Here is a 15,461-nt window from a genome sequence, read left to right as displayed (position 1 = left end):
ACTAGTCGAGGCAAAGCGCGTTTCAGCGCTTTGCCCGTGTTTCAACGCCGGCTATATGTTATCAACGGTTGTGACTGTTTCCCGGAAATAGTCTAGAAGGCCGTCGGCCTCATGGGAAATAATATACGTCAGTGAGGTGACATCACATTGGCGCACTCCATAGAAAAACTGCTGATGGAAGCGGGTTAAATACCACCCCTGACCCAATGCAGATGTACTCACGTCAAGTGCTTTTGTGCCCTTCGGGAAAACCTCTTCAGCAAGGCGCCCAAAAAGGGCCATCAAAGCAGGGCGGGAGGTGGCTTGTTGCCAGCTGACATTTGTATCGTCGCGGAAATGGTCGATGCGAAAATCAATGTCTTCTGCCATGTGCTCAAAAAGCGAGGGGTCGCCGACGGTGAATTTTGCGATCACTTGTCCGATCACTGTGTCTTCGGATTTTACTGCTGTGGGGGTCATTGGGATGCTCCATTTTATGTTTTGGCACCCCAGATATGACACCCCTACGGATCAAAGGTAATTGCTATGCTTTCTATAGTTGGTATAGGTAAAGCATATGATTGAGCTAACCACATTGCGCTACTTCACCAGTGCCTTTGAAACAAAGACCTTCAGCCAAGCGGCGCGGGTGAATGATGTCAGCCAACCCACAGTGTCGGCGGCGATACAAAAGCTGGAGAACCGCTTGGGGGCGGTTTTGTTTCAGCGGTCAAAATCCGGATTAACGCCAACTCCCCTTGCGACCCGGCTTTATCATGACACGGTGGACAGTGTCGCGCATTTGGCCAGTCTTGATCTGCGTATGCAGAAAGAGCCGCACCAATTGGTTCGCATTCATAGCGCCCCTGATATGCTGCTAGAGGGGGTTGCGGCTGGCTTGAATGCATTGCGCCAGCGCTCACCCAATTTGATGTTTGGATTTACTGAGGACCCTAAAGATTGCGATCTTGGGTTTTTGTCGGACAGTTGCGTGCCCGCCGGGCATGATTTCATCCCTATGGCTGAGGAGCCTTTCCGCGTGGCATTCGGGCGCTTCCATCCGCTCGCCCAACTGCCCGAGATCCGGTTGAATGACCTTCGCGATCAACCGCTGATCCACCGACCCTATTGCCCAAATGCCGATCACATGGAGTTGGATGCAACCCGGTCCTTCGCGGCTGAAGCAATGAATGACGCGCAATTGCTTGATCTGGTGGCGGCGGGCCTTGGCGTCGCTTTTGTGCCGCTCTCGCATGGCCGCGCCCGTGATGACATTACCCTACGCCCTTTGACGGGCACCGATACCGGAACACGCAGGGTTGGTATTTCCCACCGCAAATCCGTCTTTGCGGCGACATTGGCGGACCGGCTTGCCAAAGTTAGTAATCTCTGACTGGCATCGAAGCGGTGAGTGGTCGAAATCACAAAAGCGACAACCACTGCTTTCCTTATGCGATAAGCGGCGCAATCATATGTGCTAGGCAAGGTAGATTTATAACAGAAGCGGGTCCGCGAAAATCCCGCTCGGTTAATTTGGCTTCTTGTCGGTCACTGCCGCAACGATTTCCGATTTCAGTGGATTGTCGCCAACGGCTCGGGCCAAGGTCAAGGCACCGACAAGGGTGCAAATCATCTTTAAAGATTCTGCACGCGTCATAGGGTCGAAGTTGCTTAACAAATCGAGAGATTTTTCGATTGCATTGGCAAACTCATCCTGCGTGTCCACACCGCGTCTCGGGGCCTCAGTTGCAAGTGTTGAAAACGCGCAGCCATGGCCGCGATGCCTGATGTGCTCGTTTGACAAATACCATTCCCTGAAGGCCTCCAAAGCAGTGCCGTCAGCTTTCTCCAAAACGTCGCGCCAAGCTTCTCTGTTTTGTTCGAGCGCAAATTCCGTCGCCTCCAAGGCGAGGGAATCTTTGCTGTCGAATTGCTTGTAAAATGCGCCGTTGGTCAAACCAGCCTCCTTCATCAAAGATGATATGCCAATCCCGTCAAATCCATGTTCACGGAACAGCTGTGCGGCCGCTTTGACAACGGAGGCCCGGTTTTTCTGGGCCGTCTCTTTGTTGACTCGCATTAGATAGGCTCCCGTTTCACATTTAGATTTAGAGCTAAATCTAAGCGTTGACATTTTAGATTACCACCATAATCTATATAGAAATTTGCTCAGGATTGAAACATGCAAAAAAACCTTCCCGATCCCATCGTCATCTGTGCGGCCCGGCGCACGCCGCTCGGGGCGTTCTTGGGAGCACTCAGCTCCTTGAGCGCTCCTGAGCTTGGCTCTACGGCGATTTCTGCCGCCCTTGGGGATGCCAAACTCTCGCCTGAACATGTGTCCGAAGCCTTAATCGGATGCGTGTTGCCAGGTGGCGTCGGGCAGGCTCCGGCGCGGCAGGCCTGCCGAGGGGCGGGATTGCCGGACTCTGTCGGGGCGACAACGGTAAACAAGGTCTGCGGATCAGGAATGAAATCGGTGATGCTGGCCCATGACCTTCTCGTTGCGGGAAGTGCGCGTATTGTCGTTGCCGGTGGTATGGAATCCATGTCCAATGCCCCGTTTATGCTGTCTAAAATGCGGTATGGGCATAAAGCGGGTCATGAACAGGTGCTCGACCATATGATGTGGGACGGGTTGGAAGATGCCTATGAGCCTGGAAAACCCATGGGACTGTTCGGCGAGGCTGCCGCATCTAAATACCACCTAACGCGCGATGCTCAGGATACTTTTGCAATCGAAACATTGCAACGTGCGCGTGCGGCAAGTCAGGGCGAGGCCTTTGACGCAGAAATCAGTCCCATAGAGGTTCCCGGCCGTGCCGGACCGATCACCGTGGACAAAGACGAACGCCCAGCGATGGTTTCACCAGAAAAAATCCCAAAGTTAAAGCCCGCGTTTGCAGGGAACGGAACTATCACAGCGGCCAGTTCTTCGGCAAATGCGGATGGCGCAGCGGCGTTGGTTCTCTGTCGGCGAAGCACCGCGGAAGCCGAAAGCATGCCAATTTTGGCCACGATAGCCGGCCATTCCACTCACAGCCAAGATCCCAGTTGGTACACAACGGCCCCAATCCCCGCGATCGAGACCCTCTTGGCCCGCGTCGGATGGGCGGCAGGGGATGTCGATCTGTTCGAGGTCAACGAGGCCTTCGCCGTTGTCGCGATGGCGGCGGCCAAAGACATTGGAATCCCACGCGAGAATTTGAACGTTAACGGCGGGGCCTGTGCGCTTGGCCATCCAATTGGTGCCACTGGTGCTCGGATCATTGTGACATTGGTTCACGCCTTGAGAAACAGAGGTTTGTCGAAGGGCATCGCTGCACTTTGTATTGGAGGTGGGGAAGCGACCGCCATTGCAATCGAAATCAGTCACAAAAGTTGAATGGACGGAAAAAAACATGAATACGGTCTCAGTCGAAGTGCCCTTGCCGGAGCTCGCCTATGGTTTGGCCCGTCCACAGGATATCACGCATCTGAGCGGGCTAGAAGTAATGCGCAACATTGTCGCCAAAGAGTTACCAGCGCCACCCATCGTACAAACCACCAAACAATGGATACATGAAGTCAGTGAGGGGCACTGCACTTTTCTCGGTATTCCGTCCGAAGCGTTTTTGAACCCGATGGGGATCATTCACGGTGGTTGGACGATGGCGCTTTTGGATTCGGCGTTAGGCTGTGCTGTTCAAAGCAGCCTGTTGCCGGGGGAGTTGTTCAGCTCCTTGGGGACGGAAGTGAAGTTCATTCGCCCGATCCGCGCCGACACCGGACAGGTGGTTTGCAAGGCCCAGCTTGAAAACCGTGCCAACCGGACGGCAACTGCATATGGCCGTGTAACCGATGCCGAGGGTAATCTGCTCGCGACTGGCACGACCACATGTTTCATCAAACCGGTTGAAGCAAGATCATGATGCTATTTGCCCTGATGTTATGTCCGTTCTGTTTTACCATGGGTGCCTTCGTCTTCTCTGGGCTTTTGGACCCGATGGCCCGTGACCTCGGTGTTTCAGTGTCCACCGTTGCCACGTTGCAATCGGCTTTTGCTATTGTTTGCGCGCTCTGCGGACCGCTGCTTGCCAAGTTTACCAGCAGCCTTAACCGCAAACACTTGTTGTTGAGCACATTGCTAGTCCTTACGGTGTCGAATTTGGCTTCTGCATTTGCCTTGGACTATCGGACGCTGTTTTGGCTGCGCGCGCTTTCAGGCGGGCTTGGCGCCTTGGCCTTTCCATTGGCAGTTACTCTAGCGACCCAAGCTAACACTCCAGAACTGCGTGCTCGGGCGGTGGCAGCTGTATATGCTGGTGTCCCTTTCTCACTGATGTTTGGGGTTCCGGCCGGGTCGTTGGTGGGAGCGGAGTTCGGCTGGGCGGCAAGCTTCGCGTTGACCGCAGCAGTTTGTGCTTTCGCACTCGGGTTTGTCTGGGTCAAGGTACCAGGATTGGGTGAGGTGGCGCAGGTTTCCGCTAGCACATCACCTGCCTCGATAAGCGGAGAGGCAAAAGTCTATTTGTTGATCACGTTCCTGACGTTTACATCAATGTTCTGTCTGGTTGGGCTTATCGGCCCAACAATCACTACATTGACCGGCTTTGATGGCCGCGGCATCGCAGCAATGCAGTTGCTCGCCGGTGTGAGCGGCCTGATCGGCTTAAGATTCGGCGCGCGATTGGAAAGCGGTCGATCACCCTACAGTCTTACGCTCTTGTTTGGCGTCATGGTTGCCTCTCTTGGGATATTGGTCGGTCCGCTTTATTCTGGATTGGCGGGTTCAGCTGGTTTGGGACTTATGGCTCTGAGCATCCTCTTAGGCCCTTTGGCCCAGTTTGCGATTGCCGCGATCGTGCAGACCCGACTGGCTGTTTCAGCGGGATCTGCAGCGACATTAGTTCTGTCGATCAACAGCTCCATGATCTATTTGGGTCAAGGATTGGGCATAGCTGTGGGCGCCTACGCGCTGGACATCGCAGGACGCGGAGCCCCGCCGTTGTCAGGAACTCTGCTAGCCGCATTGGGAATCGCCGTTGCGGTCGTCCTTGAGCGGTCTCGCGTTCAAAACCAGCAGAGTTGAACAAATGCTCGCTTACCAGGCCGCTGAAAAAGACCGGGCTCGACGCGGTTTCGAGAACATGATTCACCTTCAGCACGATAGCGGCGGCAGGAGGTGGGGATGCGCGGGACGGACCAGGCGAACGGGTCGCTGTACAGCTATGTTGTTCCGTCGGATCGTCAATGATGCACTGGTGAGCCTCGATGCCGAGTTCCACGCGCTCTACACCGACTTCGGTCGCCCCTCCATCGCGCCAGGGCGGCTGATCCGCGCCAGCCTTCTGCAAATGTTATACTCGATTCGGTCGGAGCGGCAGTTGATGGAGCAGATGGACTACAACCTGATGTTCCGCTGGTTTGTCGGCCTCAGGGTCGACGATCCCGTGTAGGTGGCAACCGTGTTCACCAAGAACCGCGACCGACTACTCACCACAGACATTTCGCGCAAGGTGATGGCGGCGATCCCGGCAGGCTACCGCCACCAGCCGATGCCCGACCCGCCCCGTCAGACCCGCAACGCCGAAGTGAACTTCCGGGGCCAGAAGCGCTCCAAGGCGCCCCACACCACCGCGACGGATCCTGATGCCCGCCTGTACAAGAAAGCGCCTGGCGCCGCGGCGACACTGTGCTTCATGGGGCATAAGCTGATGGAGAACCGCAATGGGTTGGTCGTGCAGGCAGATCTGACCTACGCCGATGGTCATGGGGAACGCAAGGCCGCGCTCGAGATGATCAATCGACACTCCCCTGGCTCAACCCGGCACCTTACACTAGGAGCAGACAAGGGATACAACAGCGCCGACTTCGTCGCCGCGCTCAGGCGGATGGTGGTGACACCGCACGTCGCACAGAGGGCCCGCTACTCCGCCATCGACGGGCGCACCACGCAGCATCCGGGCTACGCCCTGTCGCAGCAGCGCAGAAAGAAAATCAAGGAACCCTTCGGCTGGGCCAAAACCGTGGGCGGCATCGCCCAGACCGTTCATGGTGACCTCGACAGGATCCGCGGCAAAGAAACGTCTCCAAGCCGAGGCGGCAGGAACAGCATCCCTCATGACCGACTTCTTCAGCAACCTGTTAGAGTCAGGTTTACGCTTGCTTCCCTGGAATCAATCAATTTGCGATATCTATCCCAATATTGAACGCTTTGCATTGCGTTGCCAGCAGGAGATTTAACGAAACCCGCTTCCAGAAAGGTGATAACAATAGTGTGAAGGAGGGGGCTCTTTTAGTTAATAAGAGACTGGTCTATTAAAAACATGAAATCAGCCGGAGATATCTAAGTTGGCACGCCCAAGAGATAAGAACACACACATGATAAATCGTGAGAGGCTCTTGGATGCGGGTGAGCATGCCTTTCGAAAAGCGAGTTTTTCCGAATGCGGGATCAATGATATCTTATCAAATTCAGGAGTCCCAAAGGGATCTTTTTATCACCACTTCACATCCAAAGAAGCGTTCGGGATAGCGGTGGCTGATCGCTACAACGAGGCGCAGATCGCGGCGGCGCGTGCCTGCCTAGAGGATCCATCGCTCCCCCATATTGACCGCGTGCGCCTATTCTTTGAGCAAGCACGCGCGGACATGGGGAAACGTCAGTTCGCGCAGGGATGCCTGATGTGCAACCTCTCGACCGAGCTTGCCGACGAACGACCTGCATTTCAGGCCGCGTTGGACACGCATTGGCAGGGCATGACTGCCGTGTTGGCCAAGTGCTTGGACAATGTTGAACTATCCGAAATCCGGCTGGAGCATCTTACTCCGGCGCAAGCCGCTGACTGGCTGATGAACGCCTGGAGCGGAGCCTTAACGCGCATGAAAGCCACCGGAAGTGACGAACCGTTAGCACTTTTCATGCGGACAGTTTTCAAAACCAAGGAACAGCGACAATGACAATCTCAAAAACAATTCTCATCACTGGTGCCAGCCGGGGGATTGGCCTGCGCACGGCTAAGTCACTCGCCTTACGGGGTCACACTGTTTACGCGGGGATGCGCAATGTGGACGGGCGCAACAAAGAAGCTGCAGCTGAGTTGCTAGCCTTTGCGAGCGAAGCAAGCGGCCGCATTCTTCCTATCGAGCTGGATGTAACGGATGAAGACGCGTGCAACGCAGCAGCCGCTAAAATCGAAGCGGAAACCCCAATAGATGTGCTGATCAACAACGCGGGCATAATGCCAGTTGGCCTGACCGAGGCCTATACGCTTGAGCAGGCCCAAGACCTGTTTGACGTGAACGTATATGGCATCATGCGGATGAGCCGCGCTGTTCTTGGGCCGATGCGCTCTAGAAAGGCGGGCTTGATCATCAGCCTAAGCTCTGCTGCGGGCCGCTTTGGAATGCCGTTTTTTGGGCTGTACTGCGCCAGCAAGTGGGCCATGGAAGGCTATTGTGAATCACTGCATTATGAGCTGGAAACCCTCGGCATCGAGTCAATTCTGGTTGAGCCCAGCGGTCACGGAACCGACCTGGTTACAACGGCCCCAGCACCAGCCGATACTGCGCGCGTTCAGGACTATGGAGACTTGGCCCAAGGTCGCGACCGACTTCTTGGAATGTTCCAAGGTATGTTTGACCAAGGGGACGCCAGCACAGACGCCAGCAACGTCGCAAACCGGATCGCGGACCTTGTGGACATGAGCGCACCGCGCCCGATCCGTACCCAAGTTGGCCACGATATGGGCGTTACTGCCGTTAACGAAGCGGTCTTGCCGATCCAAGACGAACTGATCAAAGGGTTGAAGCCTGTTTACATGGGGGAAGTGTAAATGACTGGAGAGCAATCCAAACTGTTCCTGTTCGCAGTGATCCAGATCAAGCCCGAGTATTTAGAAGAGGCCAAAGCCGCTTTGGACCAGATCATTCCACCTACTCTGGAAGAACCCGGTTGCCACGTGTTTGCGGCATTCACCAGCAAGGACAAGAGCAACACCTTGCATCTGTTTGAGTGCTTTGAAGATGAAGACGCCCTGAATTTCCACTATGCGCAGGACTACACGGCAAGTGTCTTCAAGAAATACGAAAACTGGTTAAGCGCCCCGGTCGAAATTACCAAAATGTCGGCCATCTCGCCAGTGTCCTGGGAGCAGTTCCATGGGTAAGGTGGCACTGATCGTTGGAGCAGGCCCCGGTCTCGGGGCCTCGCTAGCCAAAGCATTCGCGCAGGACGGTTATGATGTGGCGCTCGCTTCGCGGCGCTCAGGGTCTTTGTCAGAACTCTGTTCCGAGATTGGCGCAAAGCAGTACATCTGTGATGCCTCTGACGCCGAAAGCGTAGAAAATCTATTCACGCAAGTTGACGACGACTTGGGACCACCAGACTTGGTTATCTACAACGCGGGCGCCTATACGCGCGGCCCCATTGCCGAACTTGATCTGGATGTTGTGCGCGCAACCTTGTCGGTGAACGGTTGGGGGGCACTGGTTGTTGCCCAAGCTGCGGCGCGGCGGATGATCCCAAGGGGCAGCGGCACAATGCTGTTCACCGGCGCATCGGCGGGGTTGAAGGGGTTCGCGCAATCGGCACCTTTTGCGATGGGAAAATTTGCGCTGCGCGGACTGTGCCAAAGCCTTGCACGCGAGCTGGCGCCCAAAAACATCCACGTCGCCCATATTGTACTGGACGGTGTGGTCTTTCGGCCTGAACGCGGCGAACCCTATGCGAACGCCGATACGGCGCTGCACCCCGATGAGATCGCCAGAACTTACCTAGAGTTGTCCCGTCAACATAATAGCGCATGGACATACGAGATCGAACTGCGCCCCTATGTTGAGTCCTTCTGAAATCAGGCCGCAAGCCGCCATTCGGAGCACCTGTGCTTCGGCATCCAACGTCCCGCAAAATGAAAGAACACCACATGACACAGATTAGTTTTTCCCGCCGCTCATTTTCCCTTGGATTTGGCGCTGGAGGCTTAATGTTTGCCGCAGGCGCTTCGCCTGTGTTTGCGGCAACGAGGACAGTTCAGTCCGCCCAAGTTGGCGAAATCAAGGTCACCACTGTTTCAGACGGATACATTGACTTTCCAACAGGCGCGTACACGAATGTCGACACAGAGGTTCTGGCAGGACTTGGCGACAACCTCCGGCTTGGTGCGAACGTCTGGATCATTCGCAGCGGCGCGCGCAACATTCTGGTTGATGCGGGTTCTGGCAGTTTCATGGGTGACGCGGCTCCGGGTGTTGGGAATTTGAATGAACGGCTGCATGAGGCAGGCACCACGGCACGAGAAATCACCGATGTCATCGTGACCCACATGCATCCAGATCATATCGGCGGATTGCTGGTCGGTGGGCAGATTGCCTATCCGAACGCCCAATTCCACGTTTCAAATGGCGAGTGGGGATTCTGGACCAGTGAAGAACTGTTGTCTGCGGCACCTGAGCCAAATCGGTCGATGATCATGGGCATCCAGTCCATTGCAACAGCAATCAAAGAACGCGTTACGTTTCACCAAGGGGCGTATGATCTGGGGGCCGGTGTTTCTGTTGAACCTGCCCCGGGCCACACACCTGGCCATATGGTGGTGCGAGTTTCCTCGGGTGGTCTGCAGTTCTTCTTGCTGGGGGATGCTGTTATCTCGCAAGATCTGCAGTTCCAACATCCTGAAGCATATTCGGCATTTGATGCAATCCCCGATCTTTCTGTCAAGACACGCAAGGACCTGTTTGATAAGCTGGCCGCTGATGAGATCGCGTTCTCGGCAACGCATCTCGCGTTTCCAGGTGCTGGATATGTCTCTAAGCGAGGAGCCGGGTACGTGTTTACCGCAATCGGTTAGGTTTTTTGCACCTCTGCAGCCCATAGCGAGCGTGTGATTGCAGAGGTGCAAAAAGTCTGCGCACCGGGCACTAAAAGGAACGTGACCAATGACTATTGATCGGATGGATCACTTTGTTCTAACTGTCGCCTCTATCGAAGCGACATGTGAGTTCTACGCTAGGGTGTTGGGGATGACGGTGACTGAGTTTGCCGGCGGCCGCAAAGCGCTCTCTTTTGGAGCGCAAAAAATCAACCTGCACCAGAGCGGGAGAGAGTTCGAACCCAAGGCGCATTCTCCCACAGCCGGCAGCGGGGATTTTTGCTTGATATCGGCGATACCGCTCGAAGAGTTTGTTGGCCACCTTGAGGTGTGCGGGGTTGCCATTGAAGAAGGTATCGTTCCACGGACGGGGGCAACTGGCCCGATCAGATCAGTGTACTTGCGAGACCCTGACCAGAACCTGATTGAAGTATCCGAGTACGCCTGCCCCGAACCGGAGCAGGCATAGTTTATCAATTCTAAGGTGCCGTTGTTCAGGTGTGGGTTACAAACTCGCATACCGCCTCAACGGTTTTTGCGTCGGCCAACAGCCGCTTATGCCCCAAGTCATTCGTGGTCAAAAGACGCGCCGAGGGCCACGCAGCGGCCAGTTCTTTCGCCTCGGCAAACGGGATTTCCCTATCGCCTGTGTCATGGACAATAAGGGCTGGCTGCGGCAAGGAGGCCTGCAAAGTGGCGCCTTCAAAATCGGATGGGTGCACCCCAACCAGCTCGGACATTTTTTGCAAAAACAGCTCGGTGCCTTCGGCGGAAAGCTTGACCAGCGCACAAACCAGCCGCAAGCGTGCCTCAACCGAGACAAGCGGGGCAATCAGAACAAGCCTGTCTGACGCGACCCCATTCGCCGCCGCATGCATAACAGCGTTCCCACCCTGGCTGTGCCCGATCATGGCATGAAACGGTCCGAATTTTGCGCTGGCAGCCTGAACGGCCTGCGATGACAACAGCGGATCAGCACGAAGCGCACCCGCGCGTCCGTGGCCCGGCATTTCCAGCGCGATTGCCTTGAAGCCAGCCGCGCCAAGCCGCGTGATCACTGGCGCAAACTGGCTGTAGCGGCCCTCATAGCCATGAGCCAACAAGACGGGCCTGCCCTCCTCGCCCCAGACATGCGCCCAAGACCCGTCAGAAAGCTCGGTGCTTTGCGCCGGATCAGAGAGTGTCTGCTCCCATGGTTTTGGTTCAGAATTTCGGACCACAAACATTTGGGTAAGAAGCCCGTCCGTTGCGGCATTGATATCAACTGAAGATAAATCTGGAAAACTGCGCATGTGAAGCTCCTACGCTTGCGTCTCAGGGCGCGCCAACCACTCAACCAAGCGCTGCGTCAGGCGCTCTGGCTGCTCGTGCTGCGCAAAGTGTCCGGTATCTGTCCATGTGTTGATCGTCAGATCGCCGCTGACATAGTTCCACAACCCGTTCAGCCCGTCTGCCAGCAGGTAGGGGTCGTTCTTGCCATAGATAACCAGCGTCGGCATCGTGATCATCGGCGGCGCGTCAGGGTATTCGGCGTAAGGTTCGCTTGGAAACAGAACGCGGTAATAGTTCAGCATCGCATCAAGGTTGGAACGGTCCATGGCAGCCTCATGCCGGGGCTTGAACGCAGGGTCGCTCACCCATGCACTGACTTGCTCACGCGGGATCATGGTGTGTGCCCCCGGTGTCTGGAAAAGCCGCGCATAGGCGCTTGCCTCGGTCTGGGCTGGGTTCACAACCAGTTCGCGCGCGACAGCCCAAGGATGCGGGATGTTGACGATGCCAAGGCGCGTCACCAGATCAGGGCGCTGCATGGCGACATGCCACGCGACAAACCCGCCCCAGTCGTGCCCGATCAATGTCACCGGCCCTATCGCGCTCGACTTTCTCTATGGCAAAGAACTCAAGCTCGCAGACCTGCGCGTTGAAAAGAAGCGCGCCTTGCGCGCCGTGGTGGCCGCGGGTTTGATCGATGATGCGCTCGCCTTCTGCGTCGAGAACAAACTCAACATGATCGTCTCGGGCGGCACCTCCACCGGCAAGACCGTGGCCGCGCGCAAGATCCTCTCTCACGTACCGGCCGAGGAACGCATCGTCACCATCGAAGAAGCCGCCGAGCTTCTGCCGACCCAGCCCAATGCCGTGACCCTCATCGCCAATCGCGACGCAGAATTCCAGACTGCCGATGTGCTTCTCACCGCCACGCTGCGCATGCGCCCCGACCGGATCATCCTGGGCGAGGTGCGCGGCAAGGAGGCCATGACCTTTCTGGAAGCCATCAACACCGGCCATGGCGGCTCGATGACCACGCTGCACGCCGAAACCCCGCAACTCGCCGTGCAGCGCCTCGCGATCGCGGCACTCAAGACCGAAATCCCGATGACCTATGCCGACATGATCCAGTACATCGAGAACTCCATCGACGTGATCATCCAGGCCGGCCGCCATGACGGCAAACGCGGCATCACCGAATTCTACCTCCCCGGCGCAACTGAGATTGGAATTTCCCCATGAAGACGTTTGAATACAATATCCTGTCCTTTCCCATGACCCGCAAGACCAGCCTCTCCGACATGCAGGCCAGCCTGAACGAGAAGGGCGCAGACGGGTGGGAGGTGGTGTCGATCAGCACTTTGGAATTCGCCAATATCGGGCATACCGTTTTCCTGAAGCGCGAAATTACACCCGCTGGAGCCACGGCATGAGGCAGGCGCAGCACCTCGCCTTGGCCGCGCTGGCCCTAAGCCTGACGCCAACCTTCGCCGTTGCCGAGCGCAACCTAGTGCCAACCCTCGATCGCAGCTTTGACGTCTGTCCGGACCGGCCCGCCGAGCCCGTCTGGATGCAGGAGATCCCCCTGCGCCAAGCCTATCAGCGGGTTCTGGTTCAGGACATCTATCGCGCCCAGAATCTCGAGCGGGTCGTCGAGATCGGCAACTGCGACTGCGCGACCCGGTTCCCGTCCTGGGACGCGGCCGAGGCCGTGTTTTGGGAGAGCTACGCGAACAACGAACGGTGGGATATGCTGCAATCCTCGGACGCCTACAACCGCCGCGCCAACGCCGCGCGCCCTGCCGCCCAGGCAATCTGCGACGCAGCAGGTAATTGGTAAGGCAGCCCCGCGATGAGTGTCGTCACCTACTTCGTTGAAACCTCCCAGGGCTATCTCGACACCGCCGCAGAAACCCAGTTCGGGTCGGTCGCGGCAACGGTCGGCACGCTTCTCGTCCTGGGAACAACGCTCGTGGTGATCCTCGTCTTCCTGAACATGATCTACCAGTACAAAGCGATGGACGGGCGCACGGCCTTCTGGCTCGCGGTCAAGATCGGGTTGATCGGAATATTCGCGACCAACTGGGTGCAGTTCAACGCCCTCTCTTCCGCTATCCTGGCCGGGATCGACAGCATTGCGGGGGCGCTCGTGGCTTCGGTCGGTGGTGGAACTCCTGGCCCTTCTGGAACTTTCGCCGAAGAGTTTGACCGGCTGATCGCGGAACTAGGGGACTATCTCAACGCCGCCGGGTCTGAGCTGAACTGGATGGCCGGCGCCATGCTCGACATTGTCGGGGTCCTCTTGCTCTCGATCCTGGGCGGTTTGGCCGCCTTTATCCTCGTGGCATCCCGCCTGATGATCGCACTTCTGATCGGGATCGCACCGGTGATGATTTTCCTGACCCTCTTCGAGGTCACCAAGGACTACTTCGCGCGCTGGCTGTCGGCGCTGGTCTCCTTCGCGCTCTACCCCATAGTCGTGGCCGGTGTGTTCGCGACAATCACGGGCGTCTCCTCTGCCCTCATCGGCGAACTCGGCGACCCGGAGGGAGCCTCAAACATCGGCGCGCTCATTCCCTTCTTCATGATGGTGCTCATGGCCAAGGGCTTCATCATTGCCACGCCCTTCATCGTCCGCGCGATCTCCGGAAATATTATGATGCCCGCCCTCTCCGGTGGTCTCGGCGGCGGCTACAGCTTTGCCCGCGCCGCCGTGGGCAGCCAGCAGGCCTACAATCGCTACCTGATCGGAGGCGCAAGTGGCGCAGAATACGCAGCCCTCAGGGCGCGGCAGTTCTTCGGCGTGCAGCAGATGCCCGTGAGGCAAGGCATGGGGCAGACGGGTTCCGCAGGAGGCACAGGATCCGCAGACTCGGGGTCAAAAATGCTGGCGCAGCTGGCGAGACTGGGTCGACTTGGCCGACGGTGACGGCCCAAATGTATGTACCGGCTGCTGTTCGCAAATGATTTCTCGCATGTTCTCGGAAGTCGCTCATATGTATCCGGCCTACTGATCGACACGCGGGTCGTGGCCTTGTTGGGGTTACGCACGCGCCGTGATCTCATTACCGGCAAGGTCCATGATGACCGTTTGGGCCGTCAGACTCTGGGGGCGTAATCGTTCCGTTCCATGCTTTCTTTCAGTCGCGAACTCCTTTGGATTGCCTCGGTGTATTAGACGCCGATGGCAATCTCGTCTCTGTTGGCGTCGAACGCCGTCTTATTCCGCAAGATACTCCAAGCCATGCGCGCCAGCTTGTTGGCCAGAGCGACGGCCAGTTTGTTGCGATTCATCCGTTCCGCCGCTTTGGCGAGCCAATCCCCAAAGCTGAAGTCTGGCCATCTATTTGTGCGCATCAGAATGACTTTTGCGGCCTGAACGAAGAGCATCCGCAAGTATCGACTGCCCCGTTTGGTGATGCGCCCAAGGACCGTTCGCCCGCCTGTGCTGAACTGTCGAGGCACAAGCCCAACCCAAGCGGCGAAGTCGCGGCCTCGGCCAAACGCCTCCCCCGTGCCAATGGCAGCAACCATCGCCGTCGAAATCATCGGGCCAATGCCGGGAATAGTCATGACATTTACGCAGTTCTCTTCGGTTCGACTGATCAACTCAATCTCTTTGGAGACGGTTTCGATCCGATCATCAAGCCAGAGCCAATCACCGTAAAGCCCAATCAGGATGGTCCGCATGCGCGGCGATATCTCATCCTTTCGCTCTTCCAGGATCGTCTCGAATGAGTTCTTCAGAGCCCGCAAACCTTTGCGAACCGTAATGCCCTGTTCGATCAGGAATGCGCGGATCTGGTTGATCGTCGCCGTGCGTCGCGACACGAGCCGTGACCGAACGCGATGTAGCGCCTGCAAGTCGAGCTGTTCTTGGCTCTTCTCGGGGACAACCGGCAGATTGGGTCGCAATGCTGCTTCAGCTATCGCCTCCGCGTCGTTGTAGTCATTCTTCTGTCCTTTGGTGAACGGCTTCACGTAGATCGCGGGAATGATCCGCGGTTCGAAGCCCATCTTGCGGAGCGTTCGGCTGACAAAATGAGCGCTGAGGCACGCCTCCATGCCGACCACGCAACGGGGCAGCTTCTCAAACGTCGCAACAAGCGCCAATCGTTTGATCTGCTTGCGCATCACCAATTGCCCGTCGGGGTCGAATGCCACGATGTGGAATGTGTCTTTGCCAATATCGATGCCAATCGACATCAGCTCATCAATTGAGTCCTTCGCCATGCTACTTCTCCTGTGTGCAGAAGTAGGCAAAGCCTAACCTGCTGGGTGAAGCAGCCGGTACATCCCATTACCGGACCTCGGGAGAAATCTCTCGCCGCTGCACTGCGGCTCGTCATTCCGGACTTTCGC

General features: G+C 56.9%; 18 protein-coding genes and 2 pseudogenes. 15 read left to right on the top strand and 5 right to left on the bottom strand.

Annotation, left to right across the window (positions count from 1 at the left end; all coding sequences use genetic code 11):
- Positions 1–51: 51 nt before the first annotated feature.
- On the bottom strand, positions 52–459 hold the full coding sequence (locus TRIHO_RS04660) for a hypothetical protein (protein ID WP_068240812.1): 408 nt from the start codon (positions 457–459) through the stop codon (positions 52–54).
- Positions 460–556: 97 nt separating this feature from the next.
- On the opposite strand from TRIHO_RS04660, the gene TRIHO_RS04655 reads away from it, so the two are divergent.
- Positions 557–1,372: a LysR family transcriptional regulator gene (locus TRIHO_RS04655; RefSeq protein WP_068240811.1), complete on the top strand. Its 816-nt coding sequence runs from the start codon at positions 557–559 to the stop codon at positions 1,370–1,372.
- Between the two features lie 135 nt (positions 1,373–1,507).
- Here TRIHO_RS04655 and TRIHO_RS04650 read toward each other — a convergent pair whose 3' ends face one another.
- Positions 1,508–2,059 carry a TetR/AcrR family transcriptional regulator gene (locus TRIHO_RS04650; protein ID WP_068240810.1) on the bottom strand — a complete coding sequence of 184 codons (552 nt, stop codon included), beginning with the start codon at positions 2,057–2,059 and terminating at the stop codon, positions 1,508–1,510.
- A 102-nt stretch (positions 2,060–2,161) separates the two neighbouring features.
- Here TRIHO_RS04650 and TRIHO_RS04645 point away from each other — a divergent pair, with 102 nt between their 5' ends.
- The 10 genes and pseudogenes from TRIHO_RS04645 (at position 2,162) to TRIHO_RS04595 (ending at position 10,299) form a co-directional block, all read left to right on the top strand.
- Positions 2,162–3,364: an acetyl-CoA C-acyltransferase gene (locus TRIHO_RS04645; RefSeq protein ID WP_068240809.1), complete on the top strand. Its 1,203-nt coding sequence runs from the start codon at positions 2,162–2,164 to the stop codon at positions 3,362–3,364.
- Positions 3,365–3,380: 16 nt separating this feature from the next.
- Positions 3,381–3,890 carry a PaaI family thioesterase gene (locus TRIHO_RS04640; protein ID WP_068240807.1) on the top strand — a complete coding sequence of 170 codons (510 nt, stop codon included), beginning with the start codon at positions 3,381–3,383 and terminating at the stop codon, positions 3,888–3,890.
- Positions 3,887–5,050, top strand: coding sequence for an MFS transporter (locus TRIHO_RS04635; RefSeq protein ID WP_068240805.1), 1,164 nt, complete (start codon positions 3,887–3,889; stop codon positions 5,048–5,050). Before TRIHO_RS04640 ends, TRIHO_RS04635 begins: the two co-directional genes overlap by 4 nt.
- 99 nt (positions 5,051–5,149) lie before the next feature.
- Positions 5,150–6,170 (top strand): annotated as a pseudogene (locus TRIHO_RS23130) (IS5 family transposase).
- Between the two features lie 172 nt (positions 6,171–6,342).
- Entirely contained in the window at positions 6,343–6,921 is a 579-nt protein-coding gene (locus TRIHO_RS04620; protein ID WP_232367715.1) for a TetR/AcrR family transcriptional regulator, read from the top strand.
- On the top strand, positions 6,918–7,796 hold the full coding sequence (locus TRIHO_RS04615) for an SDR family oxidoreductase (protein WP_068240801.1): 879 nt from the start codon (positions 6,918–6,920) through the stop codon (positions 7,794–7,796). The genes TRIHO_RS04620 and TRIHO_RS04615 overlap by 4 nt, the downstream gene beginning before the upstream one ends.
- A complete protein-coding gene (locus tag TRIHO_RS04610) occupies positions 7,797–8,129 on the top strand; it encodes a putative quinol monooxygenase (RefSeq protein ID WP_068240800.1) in 333 nt (110 codons plus the stop codon). It begins immediately after the preceding gene.
- A complete protein-coding gene (locus TRIHO_RS04605; RefSeq protein ID WP_068240799.1) occupies positions 8,122–8,811 on the top strand; it encodes an SDR family NAD(P)-dependent oxidoreductase in 690 nt (229 codons plus the stop codon). Before TRIHO_RS04610 ends, TRIHO_RS04605 begins: the two co-directional genes overlap by 8 nt.
- 74 nt (positions 8,812–8,885) lie before the next feature.
- The gene (locus TRIHO_RS04600; protein ID WP_165595883.1) at positions 8,886–9,809 is read left to right on the top strand and encodes an MBL fold metallo-hydrolase; all 924 of its coding nucleotides are present in this window, start codon (positions 8,886–8,888) and stop codon (positions 9,807–9,809) included.
- Between the two features lie 88 nt (positions 9,810–9,897).
- Positions 9,898–10,299, top strand: coding sequence for a VOC family protein (locus TRIHO_RS04595; protein ID WP_068240797.1), 402 nt, complete (start codon positions 9,898–9,900; stop codon positions 10,297–10,299).
- 25 nt (positions 10,300–10,324) lie between these two features.
- Here TRIHO_RS04595 and TRIHO_RS04590 read toward each other — a convergent pair whose 3' ends face one another.
- Positions 10,325–11,122, bottom strand: a complete 798-nt coding sequence (locus tag TRIHO_RS04590; RefSeq protein WP_068240795.1) for an alpha/beta fold hydrolase — start codon at positions 11,120–11,122, stop codon at positions 10,325–10,327.
- Positions 11,123–11,131: 9 nt separating this feature from the next.
- The gene (locus tag TRIHO_RS04585) at positions 11,132–11,641 is read right to left on the bottom strand and encodes an alpha/beta fold hydrolase (RefSeq protein WP_068240793.1); all 510 of its coding nucleotides are present in this window, start codon (positions 11,639–11,641) and stop codon (positions 11,132–11,134) included.
- 58 nt (positions 11,642–11,699) lie between these two features.
- On the opposite strand from TRIHO_RS04585, the pseudogene TRIHO_RS04580 reads away from it, so the two are divergent.
- The 4 genes and pseudogenes from TRIHO_RS04580 to TRIHO_RS04565 all read left to right on the top strand — a co-directional run.
- Positions 11,700–12,341: pseudogene (locus TRIHO_RS04580) on the top strand (CpaF/VirB11 family protein); the annotation flags it as partial.
- On the top strand, positions 12,338–12,532 hold the full coding sequence (locus TRIHO_RS04575; RefSeq protein ID WP_068240791.1) for a DUF4177 domain-containing protein: 195 nt from the start codon (positions 12,338–12,340) through the stop codon (positions 12,530–12,532). The pseudogene TRIHO_RS04580 and the gene TRIHO_RS04575, both read left to right, overlap by 4 nt.
- Complete coding sequence (locus TRIHO_RS04570) at positions 12,529–12,939, top strand: hypothetical protein (protein WP_068240789.1); 411 nt, start codon at positions 12,529–12,531, stop codon at positions 12,937–12,939. Before TRIHO_RS04575 ends, TRIHO_RS04570 begins: the two co-directional genes overlap by 4 nt.
- A 12-nt stretch (positions 12,940–12,951) precedes the next feature.
- Positions 12,952–14,028 (top strand): type IV secretion system protein, encoded by a 1,077-nt coding sequence (locus TRIHO_RS04565; protein WP_068240788.1) that lies wholly within the window; start codon positions 12,952–12,954, stop codon positions 14,026–14,028.
- Positions 14,029–14,273: 245 nt separating this feature from the next.
- On the opposite strand, the gene TRIHO_RS04560 is transcribed toward TRIHO_RS04565, so the two are convergent.
- Complete coding sequence (locus TRIHO_RS04560) at positions 14,274–15,332, bottom strand: IS110 family RNA-guided transposase (protein ID WP_025042441.1); 1,059 nt, start codon at positions 15,330–15,332, stop codon at positions 14,274–14,276.
- Between the last annotated feature and the right edge of the window lie 129 nt (positions 15,333–15,461).

Origin of the sequence: Tritonibacter horizontis (assembly GCF_001518015.1) — a bacterium.
Taxonomy (GTDB): domain Bacteria; phylum Pseudomonadota; class Alphaproteobacteria; order Rhodobacterales; family Rhodobacteraceae; genus Epibacterium; species Epibacterium horizontis.
The sequence above is the reverse complement of the archived record's forward strand: the minus strand, read 5'-3'. Positions and strand labels throughout refer to the sequence as shown.